Origin of the sequence: Enterococcus casseliflavus NBRC 100478, assembly GCF_001544095.1 — a bacterium.
Lineage (GTDB): Bacteria > Bacillota > Bacilli > Lactobacillales > Enterococcaceae > Enterococcus_D > Enterococcus_D casseliflavus.
In genome coordinates this window covers 260,048-279,722 of the sequence record NZ_BCPT01000001.1, presented here as the reverse complement: position 1 = coordinate 279,722, position 19,675 = coordinate 260,048, and the positions used below count along the sequence as shown (strand labels likewise).

The window sequence follows — 19,675 nt, the reverse complement described above, 5'->3', positions numbered from 1 at the left end:
TGTAGTCTAGGAATGAAAAACCGATCCTTTTCTCAAGAAATAATCGATTGTTCCTCCCTCAACTTGAGCATAGCACATTCGAAAACAAGATGGTAAAAAAACAACGTACCTGATAATGAAAGTGATTATCAAGTAGCGATTAAATAACGCTACTATCCAAATGATAAATGGAAACTTACTATTATAGAAAAAAGAACACAAAAAAAGCAGCACAATAAAAAACGAATTGTACTGCTTTTACTTATTTGATGTGGTAGTCAGCGATTGGATCTCTCAACGCAAACTATACTTTGCTAAGGGAATTTGACGTGCTTCACACCACTCTTTGACAGCGCCAGAAAAAATCAGCTGAACCTTGGTGAGGTCTTTAGTGCTTGTCTGTCCTGCCATTGTGTAGAGCAGCTGCAGCTGTTCCTTCCATGATTGTAAGGTGGCGATGGTTTCTTCTTTGCCTTTTGACAAAAGCAGCACGAGGATCGTGGCGGATAGTCCTACGCTATCCGCACCAAGGCAAAGTGCTTTGAAGATATCGTAAGCATCCCGAACGCCGCCTGAAGCGATGCGGGTAAAGGGCTGTTGGATCTCATTTGCTTCCAGCAAGGAAATCACGGTGGATTGGCCGAAGGTATCAAGATACGCCAATTCACGTTTTTTTCGACGAGCATTTTCGATTTGCGTAAAACTTGTGCCGCCGCTACCAGCAACATCAATCGTTTGTACGCCGATCGCCAGTAACTGCTGGATCGTTTCACGGGACATCCCAAAGCCGACTTCTTTGATGACAACCGGAACGGCAACGGAAGCAATCGTTTTTTCCAATAAGGACAGCCATTGGCTAAATTGACGATCGCCTTCGGGCATCACTAATTCTTGTGGTGCATTAAGATGGATCTGCAAGGCGTCGGCGCCAAACAGTTCTACTGCCCGTTGTGCATTTTCAACGGGACTGCCCGCACCAATATTGGCTAATAAGAAGCCGTCAGGATTGGCTTTGCGGACGATGCGGAAAGAATCGGCGACACTTGGGTCTTTTAAGGCAGCCGAAACGGAGCCGGTTGCCATCATCAAATCACAGGCTTGCGCGATCTCTGCTAACTCTTGATTGATTTTTAAGGTTTTTTCACTGCCGCCTGTCATGGCATTGATGAAAAAAGGGCTGGAAAATGAGCGGTCAAAGACAGTCGTCGTAATTGCCACATCAGCCACGTCAATTTGCGGAAAGGACTGGTGGACCAAGCGAACTGCATCAAAATCGTTGCTGTGTTCTTTATGAAACGCTTTTGCTAAGGAAACATGTTCATCTTTTCGATTCATGATAGGTCCTCCCGGTAATGGTAAACATGCAGCGGCAATGGGGTGATCTCGGCTTTTTCCCACGCACTCATCAATGGTAAAATACCGGTTTTCTGGTCAACGATCACGATGCCGCAATCGCCACCGCCGGCACCAGAAGATTTGGCTGCGCCACAATAATTTTCTGCTAGATCACAAAGCTTTTTAAGTGCGGGGGTTTCAATCGGTACACCAGTTAGTGCAGACAACTCTCGCAGGAGCTTTCGATTTTCCGTGATCATTTTTTTGATCGTGCGACTGTCTTCATTTAAGAAGCCGTCGATCAATCGATTGACGCAGTCTTTGCTGGCTGCTAAAAAGGCAGCATAGGCGTTTTCTTTTTCTTCTTTGGATTGATAGACTTGATCCACTAAATCAGAGGTGGAGGCAGGAGAGCCTGTCCAGCCAATCAGCAGTCGAAGAGATTTCGGAACCGTCAAGGGACGGATCGATAATCCTGGCCAATCGAAAGCGATCAATTCTGTTAAGGTATGGTCTTTTTGTTTGGCTAAGACCCAGTCGTGATCGAAGGTTGAAAAAGCGATCCAGCCGCCATAGCAAGAGGCCGCAATATCACCGCACGACCCATTGCCTTGAACAGCGAGATGGGCAAGAGCCGCAATTTTGAATTGGGTCAACCGATCCATTTCCATTTGATAGTACAGATTCAATGCTTTGACCGTGGCAACAGTCACGGCACCGCTGGAACCGAGGCCATATTTGCGACCATTCGAGTTATCCAGTTCACTGGTCACTTTTAAATCGTAAAAGGAAAGGGGGATGCCTTTTTCTTGGGCATATTTTTCCGTCAGACGAATGGCTGCCAAAATATAGTGGAACGGGTTATCCCGGTGGTCTAAGACTAATTCGCCTTTGCGACGCGTCCAGCGAATCGGCAGGTCGCTGTATTGGGCAGACTGGATGCTGCCGTTTTTACGGGCCTCTTCAACAGTGACCGTGATAAATTGGTCAACGGCAACGATGATTGCAGGATGACCAGGTTCGACAACGGCGTATTCACCAGCAATAAATAGTTTTCCAGGAACGGATAGTTCAATCATTTCGACACTCCTAATCGATGGCTTCTTAATGGCTTCTTAGTTGATAGGGGAAGATTCTTCCACCGGTAAAAAGGCTAATCCTTTGCCCGCATGAGCAGTTACTAATTGTTCTGAGGCAAAGTGAGCACTTAATTCACGTAAAATCGTTTGTTCTTCTTGTTTTTGGCATAAAACTTTGACATTGGGACCAGCATCCATCGTGAAATAGCAAGCCAATCCTTTTTTTCGCAGCATTCGGACACATTCCATGGCTCGCAAAGATTCAGAAGACCAATAAGTAAAAGGTGGTTCGGCGGCTAAGGTCGTTCCATGCATTTTCAAGGCGTTGGCCTCGGTCGTTTCACCTAAAGCAGTAAAGTCTTTTTCGGCAATCGCTTGTTTCATTTTCACGAGATCGCTCGCAGTGGCAGAAAGCCAGCCTGGATAAAAGCTAGAGGTTTCAACGGTTCGACGCATCCCCTCACGACTGGAAACTTCTTTGGCTTGTGCGTTGATCAAAATAAAGATCATACTCAATTCTTCTTCCCAGCCATTCGACGGCACTTGGGTGGCAAAAGAAGTCTCATCGGTGCCTTGATGCCATTCAGCAAAGCCACCGTAGATACTCCGACAAGCCGAACCAGAACCGCGACGGGCCAAACGGGATAGCTCTTGCTCCGACAAGTTTAAGTCCAGTGCTTCACTACAGGCACCCGCCAATGCCGCTAATCCGCTGGCAGAAGAGGCAAGTCCAGCAGCGGTTGGGACGAAGTTTTGACTTTCCACCGTGGCATACCACGGGCAGTCCGCTTTTTTTCGTACCAGATCCAAAAAGTCCGCAACTTTTTTTGTGGCAGCGTCTGTTTGCACCACGCCATCCAATGTAAAGCGATCTTGCGTAAAATCGGGTGAAAAAGCCACCGTTGTTTCTGTGTAAAAAGCATCGAGGGTCAGGGACAAACTATTGTTCATCGGTAAAATGAAGGTTTCGTCTTGTTTTCCCCAATACTTGATCAATGCGATATTCGTGTAGGCACGAGCCTTTCCCTTATACATGTTCATAAACTCCTAATCCTTGTATCCATGCCGCACGAGCGCCATCGGACAATAAAATACGGCTGATATTTTCAGCCTGTTCCTTCGTTTTGGTTAGTGCGATCATACAGCCGCCTCGGCCCCCGCCGGTCAGCTTCGCCCCATAAGCCCCGTGTGCCAATGCTGAGGAAACCAACTGATCCAGTTGCTGATTGCTGACCCCTAACTGCTGCAGTGCCTGATGGGCATTGTTCATGCTTTCGCCTAATATTTCTAATTGATTGGCTATGATGGCCTCTTTGGCTCTTTTGGTTTCGATCCCTAAACGCTGGATCGCTTGACTGGCCAGCTGCTTGCTGGTTTCAAAAAGATGGGCGACACTTTTGACAGCTTCTCTCGTTTGCCCTTTGATACCAGTATCAGCGACGAGCAAATAACCGTCGATCGTGAGGGGAAACGAAGTGATGGGATGTCCTTTGATAAAGTAAATGGCATCCGTCCCGCTAGCTGCTGCAGCATCGATCCCGCTAGGATTGCCGTGAGCGATTTTTTCAGAAAAGTTGACATAGGTCATCAATTCTTCTTTTGTAAAATCTTTTTTGATCCAATCAAAAAAAGCGCGAGTCAGTGCAACAGCGACCGCCGCGCTAGAACCCATTCCCCGTTCAGAAGGGATGGTGCTGACGATGGAGGTTGCAAAAGGACCCGTGTGGAAATCTTGTTGCAGACGATGCAGCAAGTCTTTGACATTTTTTAAGTGGCTGGGGACTTCTTCAAGTAGACCGTGATAGTAACTTGAAATCAAGGTGTTTGTTTCATTTGCTGTGATCTCGACTTGTACTTTTGCTCCCGCAAAAGGGAAAGCAATTGCTGGTTCACCGTAAACAACTGAATGTTCACCCATTAAGATGATTTTTCCTGTAGCTATGCCAGTACCAATTGACATTATTTTCCTCATTTCTCTAGGGAGCTTACCCCACATGATTCATTTATCGTTTGTCAGTCAATTGTAACTATCTCCTGACAAAAACACAATTTAATTAAAGATCCTTTCCTATTTTACTAGAAGAAGGCTCTTTCGTTAAGCATTCCGTATGAGATTTCAAAAAAAAGCAAAAATCTTTAAACTTTTATTGAAAAACTTCTTGATCTGTGCTTCAAAAGTTTCAGTTGACGGCACAAGATATAGTATTGTATAGTTGATATCGCAAGTGCAACATACAATATTTAGTGATGAGTGAGTTGGGGGATATGAGCGTGATCGTATTAGCAGGAACGATTGGTGCCGGTAAATCAAGTTTGACCGCATTGATCGCCAATCATTTTGGCAGCCAAGCCTTTTATGAATCGATCGATGACAATGAAGTGTTACCATTATTTTATGCAGATCCAAATAAATATGCGTTTTTACTGCAAATCTATTTCTTAAATAAACGATTTGAAAGTATCAAGCAAGCTATGAAAGACGACAATAACGTCTTGGACCGTTCCATTTATGAGGATTCACTGTTGTTCCATTTAAATGCGGACCTTGGGCGAGCAACCGATACCGAGGTCAAAGTCTATGATGAATTGTTAGCCAATATGTTGGAAGAGCTGCCGTATGCAGCCCACAAAAAGCATCCAGATCTTTTGGTGCATATTCGCGTTTCTTTTGAAACGATGCTAGAGCGTATTGAAAAACGTGGGCGGGAATATGAGCAGTTGACCTTTGATCCTTCGTTATACGACTACTACAAAGAGTTGAACAAACGCTACGATCAATGGTACGAAGAATACAATGAGAGTCCAAAGATCCAGATCGATGGCGATCAATTCAATTTTGTCGAAGACCCGCAAGCGGCACAGGCCGTTTTAACAATGGTGGAAGATGCTTTGAAAGACGCCCGCAAATAGCAATAGCCGATACAGCCAGAAAAGTCCTTTGATTGGGCTTCTGGCTGTTTTCTTTTATAATAGAAGAAAGCAAGAGTGGAGGATGGACTGTGGAAAACAAACATGTCTTTTATGATGGAAACTATGAATGGATTCAAGTCGACCAGCAAGACGCAAAAAGCGTGATGGCACTACAAAAACAATATCATCTGTCGGATGAGATGCTTACGTATTCTCTAGATAAAAACGAACGCGCACGAGTCGAATACGATGCCGAAGAAGAAGCATTGCTGCTGGTTTTCAACGTACCTCAGCAAGAAAAGCGAGACAATCATTTTGAGACCAGCCCAATGACGTTTATTTTAAAAAAGAAGCAGATCTTTACTTTTGCCTCCCATGATACCCGCTATGTGATTCCGATGATGGAGCGCTTGATCCTGCAAAAGCCGCAGCAAACACCGCTGCACTTTTTGTTTCAAAGCTTATTCTTGATTTCAGGCACGTTTTTTCCGCTAGTCGAAGAAGTCAATAGTGAACGGATTCGCTTGAATCAGCGACTACGGGAAAAAACCACCAATAAAAACCTGCTGCAAATGTCCGATTTGGAAGTCGGTTTAGTCTTTTTAGTGTCTGCCACGAAACAAAATGCGGTCCTCTTGGAGCAGATCAAAGCGTTATCCATTTATCGCTTGATGGATGATGACGAGCGGGAACAGCTGGATGATGCCCTGATCGAAGCCAAACAGGCAGTGGAAATGACGTTGCTGGCTTTTCAAATTTTAGAGCAACTATCTGGAACCTACAATAATCTGTTAAACAATAACTTGAATGATACCATGAAGTTTTTGACCGTTTGGTCCCTCTTGTTGACTGTGCCTTCCATCGTCACCAGTTTCTTTGGCATGAATGTTCCACTGCCTTTTACCAATAGTATTTTCGGTTGGGGGATTGCCTTATTGATCAGTTTAGTGTTATCCATCTGGATGTTGATTGCTTTATGGCGCAGAATTCGTTAATCGATCACCAAACCTAGACCGGCGGCGATGACCAAGGCTTGTTCTTGATCGACCGTTAGCCCCCGCAATTGTTCAAAGGACAACGCGATCTTTTGAAATTGATTGGTCCGAAAATCTAAAGTTGCTAATTTTGTGTGAAACCAGTTGCTATTGTTCAACTGGTTTTCTTGTAGCGTCAAGTGTTTCCAATCCATTTCATAAAACTCACTGTCGTTTAGTTGGCACTGACGAAACAGCATCGTCCGTAAATTGGTGTTGCTAAAAGAAGCAAAGTTTGCCACGCAATCTTCAAAGGTGCAGTCACGGAAATAGCTTTCCGCAAAATTGGTGCCAGTCAATTTGCACTGTTTAAAGTGAACCCGATGAAAGCTGGCGCCAAAACATTCCAGATTAGAAAAATCGCAATTCTCAAAAAGAACGTTTTGGCATTCCCATTGACTCAAGCGTGTTTTTTGCATCGTCACTTTCTTGAAATGACATTGCTTCAAGATGAGATTTTTGCAAGCATCATAGCTATAGTCACCGCCTTCGAAGAAAGCACCTTCGAAAAGCAGTTCTTCTTCTAAATAAAAATCCTGTGGCTCTAATGCCGACAATAAGGGCGGTAGTGGCAATACGATTTTTTTCTTCATCAAGATCCCATCCTATCTGTTTTTCTCTTCAGTATAACACGGCGAATCGCTGCCGCAATAGGTACGAAAAAGCAGTAGAATATTGTGAAATTTATTCAATCGGTTTGCAGAATGCTTTTATAACAAGGAAAATTCTTAGGTTTAAATACATAATTTCTCACAATCTTTTTGCTTGCAAGACGAAAATAATTTTGATATAGAAACTTAACCCGCTGAAAGTGACGTATATCAACGAAAAACTGTCATAAATTTTTAAAATCGCGAAAAAGTTGATAGTTTTCAAATTCACAAGCAAGCTATAATGACAATGTAAACAAAAGGAGGAAATTTTCCATGACAAAAACAGTTATTATCGGTGCAAACCACGCGGGGATTGCTGCTGCCAATACACTATTAGATAACTACAAAGACCAAGAGGTCGTAATGATCGACCGTAATACAAACTTAAGCTACCTAGGTTGTGGGACTGCTTTATGGGTTGGACGTCAAATCGATTCATACGAAGGCTTGTTCTATACAAAACGTGAAGATTTTGAAGCAAAAGGTGCAAAAATCAATATGGAAACAGTGGTTGACCATATCGATTTTGAGAAAAAAGAAGTGCACGCTGTAACCAATGACGGTGAAACGATCGTTGAATCTTATGATAAAGTTGTCATCGCAACTGGTTCTGTACCGATTTCACCAAAAGTACCTGGACGTGACTTGAAAAACATCCATTTCTTGAAAAAATTCCAAGATGGACAAACGGTTGATAAAGAGTTAGCCTCAGAAGACGTGAAAAACGTTGCCGTTATCGGTGCTGGTTACATCGGTGTTGAAATTGCGGAAGCAGCAAAACGCCGTGGTAAAAATGTGTTGCTTTTTGATGCAGCGACACGGGCATTGCCAAACTACTACGACAAATGGTTCACAGAAGATATGGACAAAAACTTAGCTGACAATGGCATTGAATTGCATTTCGGTGAATTAGCACGTGAATACAAAGGAACAGAGAAAGTAGAAGCAGTTGTAACAGACAACGGCGAATACCCAGTTGATCTAGTGATCAACGCGATCGGTTTCTTACCAAACAACGAGCTAGGCAAAGATCATTTGGAATTGTTTGCTAACGGCGCGTACTTAGTGGACCGCCATCAACGGACAAGCGATGCAGATGTTTACGCAGTCGGTGACTGTGCAACGGTGTACTCAAATGCTTTGCAGCAAACAACGTATATCGCATTAGCAACGAATGCCGTACGTTCAGGGATCGTCGCAGCCCATAATATCGGCGGAACGTCTCTAGAATCAACAGGTGTTCAAGGATCAAACGGGATTTCGATCTTCGGCTACAACATGGTTTCAACTGGCTTGTCAGTCGAAGCTGCCGAACGTAATGGCATGAAAGTGAAATACTCTGATTACGAAGATACCCAAAAACCAGGCTTCATGAAAGAAAATGCGACAGTTAAGATCCGCATCGTCTATGAAGAAGAAACACGCCGTATCGTTGGTGCACAAATGGCGTCACGTACATCTGAAATCGCAATGGGCATCCACATGTTCTCACTAGCGATCGAAGAAGGCGTAACGATCGACAAGATGAAGCTATTAGATATCTTCTTCTTGCCTCACTTCAACCAACCATACAACTACATCACGATGGCTGCATTGAAAGCAGAATAAGAAACGCGAAAGTCGGAGCGTATGCTCCGGCTTTTTTTGAAACAATCATGAAAACTGTTGACAATAAAAGAAAAAAGCAGTATACTATAAAAGTTGAGAAATAAAAGCAGAAGCACCCGCTTCTCGCCTGAGTGAAGATATCGCTGGGCAGAATAGGATTCCTACCATTTATTTGTGTGGAGTACGTGCGGGTTCGTGAAGAACTCGTTTTTTTATTGTCTGATTTCGAATCGACAAGCTTTTCTTTCTCTCAAAAAACTCGGAGGTGAATGACCATAGCAAAGGATATGATGGTAAACGACGGCATTCGTGCACGTGAATTGCGTTTGATTGATCAAAACGGCGAACAACTTGGTGTAAAGAGTAAAGCTGAAGCATTGCAAATTGCAGAACGAGCAAACCTTGATGTGGTATTGGTGGCACCAAATGCTAAGCCGCCAGTAGCAAGAATTATGGATTACGGGAAATTCCGCTTTGAGCAACAGAAAAAAGACCGTGAAGCTCGTAAGAAACAAAAAGTAATCAACATTAAAGAGGTTCGTTTAAGTCCAACGATCGACGTCAATGATTTCAACACAAAATTGCGTAATGCACGTAAATTCCTTGAAAAAGGGGACAAAGTGAAAGCTTCGATCCGTTTCAAAGGCCGTGCCATTACCCATAAAGAAATTGGTCAGAAAGTGTTAGATCGTTTGGCGGAAGAAACTGCTGATTTGGCAACTGTTGAGCAAAAGCCAAAAATGGATGGCCGCAGTATGTTCTTAGTATTAGCACCAAAAAACGATAAATAATGACTCACTGAGTTTCAGTTTAAAGTCAGATAACGAAAGATTTTGAGGAGGAAATTAGTTATGCCAAAACAAAAAACACACCGCGGATTAGCAAAACGCGTAAAACGCACTGGCGGCGGCGGATTGAAACGCTTCCGTGCCTTTACCAGTCACCGTTTCCACGGCAAAACAAAAAAACAACGTCGTCAATTGCGTAAAGCTTCAATGGTTTCAGCTGGCGATTACAAACGTATCCGTCAACAACTAGCACGCATGAAATAATTGCGTAACCCAAGCTTCACGTATACAAACAATTATCGATTTTCATATTAGGAGGAATTATACATGGCACGTGTTAAAGGTGGAACAGTAACTCGTAAACGTCGTAAAAAAGTGCTTAAATTAGCAAAAGGTTACTACGGTTCTAAACACACTCTATTTAAAACAGCAAAAGAACAAGTAATGAATTCATACAACTACGCATACCGCGATCGTCGTCAAAAGAAACGCGACTTCCGCAAATTGTGGATCGCTCGTATCAACGCAGCGGCTCGTATGAATGGCTTAAGCTACTCAAAATTGATGCACGGCTTGAAATTAGCTGAAATCGACATCAACCGCAAAATGTTAGCTGACTTGGCTGTAAACGATGCAACAGCATTTACTGCATTAGCTGACCAAGCCGCAAAAGCCCTAGAAAATAAGTAATAGGTGACTTTTGAATACCCTGAACCCACTATAATCAGTGGGTTTTTTATTTTGCATTTTGTTAAATTTCATTCATGAATTCAGCAAAACGATTAGCTGTCTTATCTCTTTGGTCTTTAGATAAGTGAGTGTAAATGTTCAGTGTGGTTTTCACATTTGAATGTCCAAGTCTTTCTTGAGCTTCTTTAATTGGGATATTTGCTTTGTATAATAGACTTGCATGAGTGTGTCTAAAACCGTGCATTGTGATTGTTTTGATTTCTTTGCCAGTCTTTTTACTATATAATCTCTGAATTGTTAAAAACCACTCTTTAGTTATACCTGATTCGAGATAAGTATTTTTGTAATTAGAAAAAATAATCTGATTAGGGTTTAGCTTAGGTAAATCAAATTTTATTGCTTGTTTTTCCTGCCATATTTTTAGAGATTCTAATGTGGTATTGTCCAAGCTTATTCTTCTAAAACCAGCCTTTGTTTTTGGTGGGTGAATTAGGGTTTTATTCCTTTCGCCTTTGGCAACAGTTTTAGTTACTTCCAAATACTTCTTGTCAAAATTAATATCTTCCCAAGTTAACGCAAATGCTTCTCCTTTGCGTAATCCAGTAAATGCCAATGTTCTAAAAAAGGCATATCTTTCAGAATCAAAATTTTCTTTTGTAAATCTCAGAAAATCGATTAATTCTTCTTTAGTAAAAAAATTTGAAAATTCTTCATACTGATTTAAATTAAGATTGTTTACTGGTTTTTTAACATTAGCCATTGGATTTTGAAAGATTAATTCTAAGAACATAGCATGTTCCATTACTCTGTTGAAATAGTAAATAAATCTACTAGCTCTGTTTGGTTTATCTTTATACCATTCATTTACTATTTGCTGACAATAAATTGGAGTAATGTCTTGGATTCTCATTTCTTGAAATTTTGGCAATATAGCATACTTGAATTCACATTTAGCTGTAACTGCCGTGCTTTCCTTGACTAAGTTACAATATTGCTTATACCATAGTGTAAAAATTTCATTAAAGGTATGATGTTTCTTAGGCACATACTGTTCAGTTGCAACCAAAAGACTTAATTTCGCTAATGCTAAACTAGCTTCGTCCTCTGTTTTAAATCCCCTTCTAGTTGTTTTTTGTTTCTTCCCAGTTTTAGGATTGATGCCTACATAAAAATCAAACATATAATTGATAGTGCCATCTTGCTTTTTGTATGGTTTAATTTGTGCCATAAAAATTCTCCTTTTTATGGCATAGGATAAAGTTGAGACTATTATATGATATCGAGTAGTAGAATTCTATAAGAAGTATAACTGGATTTTTCTCCTTTTTCCAAGAGAAATAGGAATTTCCTGTTTACTAATGAAAATTTATTGTATAATAAATAATGAATATACCATCAAAATTTAGGAGATGTTTTTATGGAATTTGCTAAAATTTTTAAAAAAGTAGACCGTAATTCATGTGAATTTTTGCTGATTCCATATGATTCTTCTGAGATTAATTATTCTGATTTTATCAAGTCGCAAAGAAAAAGAGGATTTAGACAAGTTTTATTTAATACAGAACTGATGCTTTTTTTATTAAAAGCTACTTCTGAAAATTCTGATATTATTTTAACCAAGATAAAAATGTCTGAAGATGCAGAGGAAGGTATTCAAGAAGAGCTTAATCATTGGTTACTGCAATTGAGAACGGAACCAAATAATATTTATAAAATCGTTTCAGAATTAGAATGGATTTCAGATAAAGAATCTATAGATATTATGGAACTTAGATTTTTAAATAAAAATACTATTTCTGAAATTACTATTAAATCAAATGGTATTTGTTTCGGACGAAAAATTGAGAAAGTTTTTGATAGCTTTGTTTCTAAATGTCTTCTGAGGTACTTTTATGAAGAATGAAATATTTAAACAAATAAAGCAGTTAATAATCGTTATTATTTCAGGAGTTTGTTCTTATTTTATACCGATTGCTCATTTTTTTGTTAATATCCCAGACACAAAAATCCTTACAGGATTTGATATTGCTATATTTAGTTTTATTGGGAATATTTTATTCTCCGCTATAGACTATTTTTATAAAAAAAATAAGTTGATGATTAGAATTTCTATAGAAGCGATAGAACAAGAATCTGACAAACTAATTCTTTATGAGAAAGATATAGATAAACAATGGGAAGTTAAAGCTAACATTAAAATAGAGGGTAAAAAGAGGAAATGCCCATTGATTTCATTAAAAGTTCCTGATTGTTACTTATTACAAGTGCAGAATAATAAGAGTTCTTCTTTTGTAAAAGAAATTTCTACTTCTGAAGAATATGAAATTGATTTAAATGAAATTTTACAGAAAAGCCCTAAAGAAGGAATATCGATTACAAGAGAAATTAAATTTATTTTATTATTAGAAGAACATAATAAAGGAAATAATGATTATCTTGTTTGTGAAAAAGAAAGCGGTTGGAAATATCTTGGTTTGACGAATATAGAGAGTAAGAGACTTCAATTGTTGCAAAAGTAGGAGGAGAGTTTTAAGTTATGATTTATTCTAAATGGATTGATAATTCAAATGTTTCTTTGGATGATTTAATTAATAATATAAAAGTAAATAAACAAAATCATATAAGAGAGATTGATGCTTTTGATAATACTCCTCTGAATTATGAAGTTGACTTTGTATATGAAGAAAACCAATTTACGATAATAAATGGTAAAGATGTTTACTATAATTATTTGCAATTTAACTATGAATACGTTAAGAATCATGAAGCTGTGAATCCACGTCGAGAAAAGCGGATTTCTACATATGCGATGAATGTGATTATTTTTAACTATGAAGGTAAAAATCATTACATATGTAATAAAAGATATAATAATAGTACCCTAAAAAACTTAAGAAAGTTAGTTGGTTATAAAAAAGATTTAACAATAACAGAACAACGAGTATTGGGGATAAAAACAGATTTATTTATTTGGATGACACATTATTTAATAGATAATCCAGATGATTTTTTGGAAAAGGACAGTGAAACTAAATTACTAAAGTTGACTAGTTTTAAGGGGCAAACTAAAGATAAATTAGCAGAAATTTCGGGTTCTGGAGAGAAAATTTTAAACATGCTAACAACTCTCTTATTTTTATTTGAAAATAAGGAAATCTCAAGTGTTAAAGTAGAGTTAACCAGATTTCAAGAGTATTTTTCTTTAACTCTAGGTGAGAAAAGTTATGTGGATATAGATGTTAATGAATATAGAGGAGCAGAATACTTTGAAATGGCAGAAACAATAGAATCTATTGTTGTTTTGAAATGCTTTATAGACGTAATTCCTTCACTAATAATAATGTTTTCTGATGAATTAGATAGTAAGAAATGGACACCTAGAAAAGAAAATAAATTCTTTACAGGTATAGGAAGAACTTTGTCAAAAAAAATAAATGAAAGTTTGAGAAATAAATAACTGTATTTTGGAAAATATCGCTAATGTTTATTGGTGATATTTTTTGTTCTACAAATTTGCAACTTCCAAATTATGATGCTATAAAGGTCCTTAGCAGGGATACTTTTGTAATTAGTATCCATCACCAATCCTATTCTATCAATCTTTCATTTTTGATTTATAGGGAGATGGATACTTTTATATTGAAATACACTATAAGTATCCATAAATAGTGCATATTTGGGAGGTAATTTATGGGACAAAAAATGATTAATGTCAAACCGATAAAAAATAAAGAAACGCTAATTCAATTTGGAGAAGAATTACAAAAGGGCAAACATGGAAAAAGAGATTATTTGATTATGGCAATTGGAATAAAGATAGGGTTACGGATTTCAGATATATTGAACCTGAAGGTATCTGATGTGAAAAACAAGACGCAAACAGAAATTATTGAAATAAAGACTGGTAAAAAAAGAACTCTTCATCTGAAATCATTAACATCAAACATTATTGATTATTTAAATACAGAACATAGTGCGGAATCTGAGTGGCTATTTCCAAGTCCAACAGATAGTAGTAGACATTTAGCCAGTCATCAGTATTATAAAATCCTACAGAAAATTGCAGATAATCTAGGTTTAGATTATATTGGCACACATACACTTAGAAAAACATTTTCCTACTTCTTTTTAAAGCAAAACAAAGGGGATATTGTTACGCTGATGAAGATTTTAAATCATAGTAGCCAAGCAGTTACGCTTAGATATGCAGGGATTGAAGAGGAAGATATAAAAGCTAAGCTTGAAGACTTTGACCCATTTAAGTAAGTAAAAGCACAATCATTTAAGATTGTGCTTTTTGCTTGCCTTTTTTTAATTGAACAGTATTATACTTTTCCTTGTTCAAATAACTTTGAAAATACAAGTTATCTGCATTATCATACTCAGTTTTATTATCAGAAATATAAATGGCATCTTTAGAATTCTTGTGCAGGGTTAAATAATAGAAGAAGTCAACTACTGAATAAATTGCTTGTAATGTATATTGATTATTTTCTTTCACAAAGTAACAAAGTTCATTAGAATCATTCAGAAAAATCAAAATATCATTTCTAATGAGAGTGCTATTATTTTCCAAATTTCTAAATGATACATCTGCTAAGTTGGATTGTATTGCTGGGATAAATTCTTTATTAGGTAGTGCAAGAATATCTACAGTATCTATAGAAGTTGTATAGTATTTTTCTTGTAGTATATCTGAAAAAGAAGCTACTCTAATTGGGAATTTAGTCAATTCGTTGACGATAAAATGGGCAAAATATTTTCTGTCTTGTTCATGAATTAATTGATTGACTCTCATATTTGCAAGTTTTTTTATAGATTCATCATTTTTATAGTTATATTTACCTGAGGCATATACTGAAAGATAGAGCTGTTTGTTCTTATATGGTGAATCAATTACTTGAATTTTATTGGTATACAAGCCAATTGTAACCAAATATTGAACAACCATTGCCTGCAAGTCTAAATCTTTCATATGTTTCAAGTCATAGTTATTAACATAATAGAAGTGTTTATTTAATTTTCCTCTAGATATTATTTTATTCTTTTTTAAGGTCTTTAATCGTGACTCTAAGCTGATGCGATTACATTGTAACAGCTTAATCAAGGTGTTTTCATATATTCCGTTCGATTGAGCAATGATATCTAATAATTCCTCATAATCAATAGCCCGATTGTTTACAATAAGTGTGTTCATGTTCACTCCCTCCTATAGTTTTATCTGTTTTATTTTTAAAAGTATCCATTCTCGTAACTATCCATTAGTAACCCAACACTCATAACTATTCATTTTCATTTCTATCCATCATTTGGTGATGGTATTCAGATAGAAAATTTTTCCATTTTTTGCTTATGCAGCTGTTTTGAAAATTCACGGAGGTTTCCATTGTAATTTCTCCGAATTCACCTCATAAATGACATAGTTTTCAAAAAGTTATCACAAAAGTTATCATTTTGTTATCATTTGATTTTTTGAAAAAACCTCTTTTTTAGGGTTGATGTAGGGATTAGGTAGGGTATGAAAATCAATAGATGTAGGGGTTATGAAGGGGGGCATAATTTAGTAAAGTATCCCTGGTTTACGAAAATATCTATCTCATAAGTATCCTTTAAAAATTATCCCACCCCTACATTACCCCTTAATTATACCATCCGTTTCTTAGTACTTGAAATTTGAGTGATGTGTGTAATTCTACTTGTCTATAAAAGTGATGTGTGATTAATAAATTAGTGTTATTTAGATTTTTGTGTATTCTAATTCTGTAACACTTATTATTTACAGACACAAAAATAATTTATTTGGAAGTAGAAATTGTATAATCTTGGTATCAAAAAGAATCTAGGTGAAAGTATGAAAGAAATGGTCCTCAGGGGATACACTTAATTAAAGATTTACAGCAATTGAGGTATTACGACCGATTAGTTACGATTACAACAACTACTGAAAGACCAAGCCTTGTTCTGTTTGTCATAAAACAGTCTCCTTTATTAGTTATTTTATTGTTTTCCGAAAATATATCTATTTCAAACTGTTTTACAAATCCTAGCGTCTCTTATTGGTTAAAAGACATTACTATAACAGTGTTTTCTACTGACTTTAAAGGTAAATAATAGAAAAGTAAAGGCATAAGTTATTTGCTGGACAATCGTTATATTTGATGTGATAATTAAATTACCTTAACGAGAAGTATTTTAAATCATTTCTGTCTACTGTTTATTTACCCTGACTTCTAAGAGAAGTCAGGGTATTTTTAATATTTCAAAATAATCATTACACTAATATGGAGGAAAGGAGGAGTATATAATGGTAAATAAAATTATTGGTTATATTCGAACATCAACATCTTCACAAGATTTGGGGTTAGAAGTGCAAAGAAGAGCTTTAATCAGATTTGAACCAGAGAAGATATATTCAGAACAAGTAAGTGGTAGGAAAGAAGAAAGAAGAGAATTAGCTAGAGCTTTATCAAGTTTGAATAAAGGAGATACTCTTTTGATATACAATTTATCAAGGCTGAGTCGTTCATCAAAACAATTAGTAAATTTAATGTCTGAGCTTAATCAAAAAGGGATTCACCTAAAAAGTGTCCAAGAGTCAATTGATACCTCATCGGCGACTGGGAGACTGTTTTACACGGTATTGGCTGCTATTGCTGAATTTGAAGCAGAGAACATTAGTATACGGACAAAAGAAGCACTTGCTAATACGGATAAACGATTAGGGAGACCACCAATTAAAAATAACGTAAAAAAGAAAATTATCAAATTATATATAAATAAAGAACTATCATTAGAAGAAATTTCTGAAAAATGTAATGTTAGCGTGAAAACTGTTTATAATGTAGCGAAAAATGAGGGTCTATCGAGAAAATAATCCTTGATTATTTATTAAACTGAAGGTAACATATAAGAGGGAAGCAAGATTATGACCGGTAAGAAATCAAGGTTTTTTACCGATGAACAGATAAAAAAATAACGAACAGGCAAAGGCTGTCTTATCAATGATTTGAAGTTGATAAAGCAGGCTTTTTTTGTCATGGCAAAAACCTTGATTTATTACCTTATACAAATTTATTAAAAGGACTGATTCTGTGGCTTTAAAAGATGGGATAAAAATAATTATTCAAGATGTAGTAGAACCTGAGCCAGAAAAAGAGGGGTGTTTAACAAAAATAGGAAGTTTTATTATTGCAATGGTTGTTATCATTGGGTTATTGATTTTGCTCTTTAAATTTATTATGAATCACTTATTATTATTCTTTATATTGGTAGTGGGATTTGTTTTTGTTGTGACAAAATTTGGAAAGTAAATGATAAAAACGAATCAGTTGGCAATAAAGAAATATGTAATTAACAAAGTGAAAAGAACTTACGTAAAAGCAAATGTAACAATTCCTAAAAAAGTGATTAATGGAATGGGTAATGCGTTATACAAAGAATTTCAAGAACTATCAGAGAATGAACAAAGTAATCTTTTATTCAGTGATGAATTGTTGCTTATTTTAACCCAAAAGCATGTGGAGCGAATGGAGCGAGAATTTGAGATAATAAATTTTGAAGGAGAAGAAGAATGAATCGAATACAGAAAAGAAAGAAAAAGATACAAAGCAAGGTGTTCAGAAAATCGGCAGTTGTAGCTACTTTGGCAACTGTTCTGATTGCACCAACCGTCTTAGCGGCTACAAATGGGTTAAATGAATTGGATGGAGATAAAATCGTTCAATATGCCAATGAATCAGCTAATTTCACATGGAATGATAATACTGATAAATGGACTCATGGTAATATCAGCTCTGCAAAGACTATAACGATTGGTAATGCTAAAATTGGCATCTATTCCCAACAAGATGGTGTTTTAACAGTCGCAGCTGGTGAAGCACAGTATGGAAACGACTATATGGCAGCTCCAATGGCAACTATTCCTGTCGTTGCAGGAACTACTCAATACGCAACAATCGATTTATCTGATACTGGTTCAGGCGATATCTTATCAGGTAAAGTAACTGTTACAGTTACTTTTTCAGAGGGAGAAGACCCTACACCAACACCAGTAAAACCACAAGCACCTACCAATGTTACATTTAATGATGCAGGTAATTTTGTTACTGCTTGGGTAGGAGCAAATACTTCAACTTCTGTCTATGATGCGAGGGGTAATAAAATTGATGATGGCTCTATGTATACAGCAGAAGCTGGACGTGTGTCATTGGATTTAATCCGTTCTTTGAATTCTAATGAACAAATTTATGTAGTATCTATTAATCCTGATACACAAGTAGAATCAGATAAAACTTGGGCGACATTTATGCCCGTAACTGCTAAAACTGCAGTAATTGTAATGGGTATGGATAGAGATAGTGGAGAAACACTATGGTCTACTGTTCAGGAATTAGATGCAGATACTATACATACATTAACTGCTGATACAGTTGAAGGATATGAGTTAGTATCACCTGCAAGTGAAGATGTCTATGTAACTGGTGACTCTATGACACATGTATTTTATTATGTGAAAAAGGAAGTATCTCCAGAGGCAAAAACAGGCACCATTCGTATGAATTATGTTGATTTGGGAAATAATTCTATCGCTGAATCAACATTACATGAAGCGACATTAGGTGAAGAAGTATCTATAAATGCAAAAGATATAGAAGGCTATATGTTACTAGGAGATTCAACTTGGACAATTACCCTTGAAGAAGAAGGGATTTCGGATTACTACTTTGTTTATGGTAAAAATGAAGAACAAGCAGTGGAAGTTACTCCTGCTTCAGATGTTCAATTTGTTGAAGAATCCAAAGGTAGCCAGATTTCAGCTAAAGTTGAGCAAACTTTATTCTTGGTTATAGTAAAAGATGGTGAAATTCTAGCTCAAAAACAAGCTATATCAAATGAACGAGCAACAATTCTTGATTTAACAGTAGATTTATCGAGAGAAATCGCTGAAGGGGATTCTGTTGAGTATTACACAATGGACTCTGAGGGGAACAAATCGTCAACTGAAACTTTGACTCGTGAAGTTATCGATACCGATACGGATACAGATACAGATACGGACACCGACACAGATACAGATACAGATACGGACACCGACACCGATAACGACACGGACACAGATACAGACACAGACACTGATACTGATACCGATAACGACACGGACATAGATACTGATACTGAAACCGATACAGACACCGATACGGATACAGGCACTGATACCGATACGGATGCCGATTCAGATACTGATACCGGTTCTGAATCAGAAAAAGAATCTTCTAAAGATAAGAATACTAATAAAGATAAAACATTGCCGAAAACTGGGTCAGAAATAATGAATAGTGCATTAATGACAAGTGCCGGATTAGCAATTGTTTTGAGTGCATTCGTTCTTTATAGAAAAAAATAAAAAAGGGTACTGGAAAATAATAGTTTTTTATAGCTTAATTTAAAAAGGAAGGCTGGAATAAGCCTTCTTTTTTGGTTTGCAAAGTTTTTAATACAGGAGTCCTAGATACCACGTAATAATAAAAAATATATTTGACCAAATTTATCTCAAAATATTAGATAAAAACTACTTAAAAAATGACCCTTAAAAAAGCCTT

Annotated in this window: 21 protein-coding genes and 1 other annotated feature; of the genes, 14 read left to right on the top strand and 7 right to left on the bottom strand. The window is 37.1% G+C overall.

Going from position 1 to position 19,675, the window contains the following annotated elements:
• Positions 1–273: 273 nt before the first annotated feature.
• From fni to mvk, 4 genes are read right to left on the bottom strand one after another with little or no spacing between them, the layout of a single operon-like run.
• A complete protein-coding gene (fni, locus tag ECA1_RS01275) occupies positions 274–1,314 on the bottom strand; it encodes a type 2 isopentenyl-diphosphate Delta-isomerase (RefSeq protein WP_060791520.1) in 1,041 nt (346 codons plus the stop codon).
• Complete coding sequence (locus ECA1_RS01270; RefSeq protein WP_016609860.1) at positions 1,311–2,393, bottom strand: phosphomevalonate kinase; 1,083 nt, start codon at positions 2,391–2,393, stop codon at positions 1,311–1,313. The genes fni and ECA1_RS01270 overlap by 4 nt, the downstream gene beginning before the upstream one ends.
• Before the next feature lie 36 nt (positions 2,394–2,429).
• Entirely contained in the window at positions 2,430–3,428 is a 999-nt protein-coding gene (gene mvaD / locus ECA1_RS01265) for a diphosphomevalonate decarboxylase (protein ID WP_060791519.1), read from the bottom strand.
• Complete coding sequence (gene mvk / locus ECA1_RS01260; RefSeq protein ID WP_015510390.1) at positions 3,421–4,353, bottom strand: mevalonate kinase; 933 nt, start codon at positions 4,351–4,353, stop codon at positions 3,421–3,423. Before mvk ends, mvaD begins: the two co-directional genes overlap by 8 nt.
• A gap of 305 nt (positions 4,354–4,658) precedes the next feature.
• Here mvk and ECA1_RS01255 point away from each other — a divergent pair, with 305 nt between their 5' ends.
• Both ECA1_RS01255 and ECA1_RS01250 read left to right on the top strand, forming a co-directional pair.
• Entirely contained in the window at positions 4,659–5,303 is a 645-nt protein-coding gene (locus ECA1_RS01255; RefSeq protein WP_010749130.1) for a deoxynucleoside kinase, read from the top strand.
• 89 nt (positions 5,304–5,392) lie between these two features.
• Positions 5,393–6,298, top strand: coding sequence for a magnesium transporter CorA family protein (locus ECA1_RS01250; RefSeq protein ID WP_060791518.1), 906 nt, complete (start codon positions 5,393–5,395; stop codon positions 6,296–6,298).
• Here the strand turns inward: ECA1_RS01250 and ECA1_RS01245 are convergent.
• Positions 6,295–6,930 carry a pentapeptide repeat-containing protein gene (locus tag ECA1_RS01245; RefSeq protein WP_010749132.1) on the bottom strand — a complete coding sequence of 212 codons (636 nt, stop codon included), beginning with the start codon at positions 6,928–6,930 and terminating at the stop codon, positions 6,295–6,297. The genes ECA1_RS01250 and ECA1_RS01245 overlap by 4 nt on opposite strands.
• Before the next feature lie 333 nt (positions 6,931–7,263).
• On the opposite strand from ECA1_RS01245, the gene nox reads away from it, so the two are divergent.
• From nox to rplT, 4 genes are all read left to right on the top strand, one after another.
• On the top strand, positions 7,264–8,598 hold the full coding sequence (gene nox / locus ECA1_RS01240; protein ID WP_060791517.1) for a H2O-forming NADH oxidase: 1,335 nt from the start codon (positions 7,264–7,266) through the stop codon (positions 8,596–8,598).
• A gap of 98 nt (positions 8,599–8,696) precedes the next feature.
• Positions 8,697–8,820, top strand: a sequence feature (ribosomal protein L20 leader region).
• A gap of 47 nt (positions 8,821–8,867) precedes the next feature.
• Complete coding sequence (gene infC, locus ECA1_RS01235) at positions 8,868–9,389, top strand: translation initiation factor IF-3 (protein ID WP_005228103.1); 522 nt, start codon at positions 8,868–8,870, stop codon at positions 9,387–9,389.
• A gap of 60 nt (positions 9,390–9,449) precedes the next feature.
• On the top strand, positions 9,450–9,650 hold the full coding sequence (rpmI, locus tag ECA1_RS01230) for a 50S ribosomal protein L35 (protein ID WP_003128650.1): 201 nt from the start codon (positions 9,450–9,452) through the stop codon (positions 9,648–9,650).
• A gap of 63 nt (positions 9,651–9,713) precedes the next feature.
• On the top strand, positions 9,714–10,076 hold the full coding sequence (gene rplT, locus ECA1_RS01225) for a 50S ribosomal protein L20 (protein ID WP_060791516.1): 363 nt from the start codon (positions 9,714–9,716) through the stop codon (positions 10,074–10,076).
• Between the two features lie 61 nt (positions 10,077–10,137).
• Here the strand turns inward: rplT and ECA1_RS01220 are convergent, their stop codons facing one another.
• Positions 10,138–11,304, bottom strand: coding sequence for a tyrosine-type recombinase/integrase (locus ECA1_RS01220; protein WP_060791515.1), 1,167 nt, complete (start codon positions 11,302–11,304; stop codon positions 10,138–10,140).
• A gap of 189 nt (positions 11,305–11,493) precedes the next feature.
• Here ECA1_RS01220 and ECA1_RS01215 point away from each other — a divergent pair, with 189 nt between their 5' ends.
• From ECA1_RS01215 to ECA1_RS01200, 4 genes are all read left to right on the top strand, one after another.
• Positions 11,494–11,979 carry a hypothetical protein gene (locus tag ECA1_RS01215; RefSeq protein ID WP_060791514.1) on the top strand — a complete coding sequence of 162 codons (486 nt, stop codon included), beginning with the start codon at positions 11,494–11,496 and terminating at the stop codon, positions 11,977–11,979.
• The gene (locus ECA1_RS01210; RefSeq protein ID WP_060791513.1) at positions 11,969–12,595 is read left to right on the top strand and encodes a hypothetical protein; all 627 of its coding nucleotides are present in this window, start codon (positions 11,969–11,971) and stop codon (positions 12,593–12,595) included. The genes ECA1_RS01215 and ECA1_RS01210 overlap by 11 nt, the downstream gene beginning before the upstream one ends.
• Positions 12,596–12,612: 17 nt before the next feature.
• Positions 12,613–13,533, top strand: coding sequence for a hypothetical protein (locus tag ECA1_RS01205; RefSeq protein ID WP_060791512.1), 921 nt, complete (start codon positions 12,613–12,615; stop codon positions 13,531–13,533).
• Between the two features lie 233 nt (positions 13,534–13,766).
• Entirely contained in the window at positions 13,767–14,342 is a 576-nt protein-coding gene (locus tag ECA1_RS01200) for a tyrosine-type recombinase/integrase (RefSeq protein ID WP_060791511.1), read from the top strand.
• A gap of 16 nt (positions 14,343–14,358) precedes the next feature.
• Here the strand turns inward: ECA1_RS01200 and ECA1_RS01195 are convergent, their stop codons facing one another.
• Positions 14,359–15,273, bottom strand: a complete 915-nt coding sequence (locus tag ECA1_RS01195) for a hypothetical protein (protein ID WP_060791510.1) — start codon at positions 15,271–15,273, stop codon at positions 14,359–14,361.
• A 1,107-nt stretch (positions 15,274–16,380) separates the two neighbouring features.
• Here ECA1_RS01195 and ECA1_RS01190 point away from each other — a divergent pair.
• From ECA1_RS01190 to ECA1_RS01175, 4 genes are all read left to right on the top strand, one after another.
• Positions 16,381–16,950 (top strand): recombinase family protein, encoded by a 570-nt coding sequence (locus ECA1_RS01190; RefSeq protein WP_060791509.1) that lies wholly within the window; start codon positions 16,381–16,383, stop codon positions 16,948–16,950.
• 217 nt (positions 16,951–17,167) lie between these two features.
• The gene (locus tag ECA1_RS01185; protein WP_060791508.1) at positions 17,168–17,386 is read left to right on the top strand and encodes a hypothetical protein; all 219 of its coding nucleotides are present in this window, start codon (positions 17,168–17,170) and stop codon (positions 17,384–17,386) included.
• Positions 17,387–17,650 carry a hypothetical protein gene (locus tag ECA1_RS01180; RefSeq protein ID WP_081091702.1) on the top strand — a complete coding sequence of 88 codons (264 nt, stop codon included), beginning with the start codon at positions 17,387–17,389 and terminating at the stop codon, positions 17,648–17,650.
• Positions 17,647–19,479 (top strand): LPXTG cell wall anchor domain-containing protein, encoded by a 1,833-nt coding sequence (locus ECA1_RS01175; protein WP_060791507.1) that lies wholly within the window; start codon positions 17,647–17,649, stop codon positions 19,477–19,479. Before ECA1_RS01180 ends, ECA1_RS01175 begins: the two co-directional genes overlap by 4 nt.
• Positions 19,480–19,675: the final 196 nt, after the last annotated feature.

Coding starts and splice junctions, on each gene's coding strand:
- fni (WP_060791520.1), bottom strand. CDS start 1,314: ATGAATCGAAAAGATGAACATGTTTCCTTAGCAAAAGCGTTTCATAAA.
- ECA1_RS01270 (WP_016609860.1), bottom strand. CDS start 2,393: ATGATTGAACTATCCGTTCCTGGAAAACTATTTATTGCTGGTGAATAC.
- mvaD (WP_060791519.1), bottom strand. CDS start 3,428: ATGTATAAGGGAAAGGCTCGTGCCTACACGAATATCGCATTGATCAAG.
- mvk (WP_015510390.1), bottom strand. CDS start 4,353: ATGTCAATTGGTACTGGCATAGCTACAGGAAAAATCATCTTAATGGGT.
- ECA1_RS01255 (WP_010749130.1), top strand. CDS start 4,659: ATGAGCGTGATCGTATTAGCAGGAACGATTGGTGCCGGTAAATCAAGT.
- ECA1_RS01245 (WP_010749132.1), bottom strand. CDS start 6,930: ATGAAGAAAAAAATCGTATTGCCACTACCGCCCTTATTGTCGGCATTA.
- nox (WP_060791517.1), top strand. CDS start 7,264: ATGACAAAAACAGTTATTATCGGTGCAAACCACGCGGGGATTGCTGCT.
- infC (WP_005228103.1), top strand. CDS start 8,868: ATGACCATAGCAAAGGATATGATGGTAAACGACGGCATTCGTGCACGT.
- rpmI (WP_003128650.1), top strand. CDS start 9,450: ATGCCAAAACAAAAAACACACCGCGGATTAGCAAAACGCGTAAAACGC.
- rplT (WP_060791516.1), top strand. CDS start 9,714: ATGGCACGTGTTAAAGGTGGAACAGTAACTCGTAAACGTCGTAAAAAA.
- ECA1_RS01220 (WP_060791515.1), bottom strand. CDS start 11,304: ATGGCACAAATTAAACCATACAAAAAGCAAGATGGCACTATCAATTAT.
- ECA1_RS01215 (WP_060791514.1), top strand. CDS start 11,494: ATGGAATTTGCTAAAATTTTTAAAAAAGTAGACCGTAATTCATGTGAA.
- ECA1_RS01210 (WP_060791513.1), top strand. CDS start 11,969: ATGAAGAATGAAATATTTAAACAAATAAAGCAGTTAATAATCGTTATT.
- ECA1_RS01205 (WP_060791512.1), top strand. CDS start 12,613: ATGATTTATTCTAAATGGATTGATAATTCAAATGTTTCTTTGGATGAT.
- ECA1_RS01200 (WP_060791511.1), top strand. CDS start 13,767: ATGGGACAAAAAATGATTAATGTCAAACCGATAAAAAATAAAGAAACG.
- ECA1_RS01195 (WP_060791510.1), bottom strand. CDS start 15,273: ATGAACACACTTATTGTAAACAATCGGGCTATTGATTATGAGGAATTA.
- ECA1_RS01190 (WP_060791509.1), top strand. CDS start 16,381: ATGGTAAATAAAATTATTGGTTATATTCGAACATCAACATCTTCACAA.
- ECA1_RS01180 (WP_081091702.1), top strand. CDS start 17,387: ATGATAAAAACGAATCAGTTGGCAATAAAGAAATATGTAATTAACAAA.
- ECA1_RS01175 (WP_060791507.1), top strand. CDS start 17,647: ATGAATCGAATACAGAAAAGAAAGAAAAAGATACAAAGCAAGGTGTTC.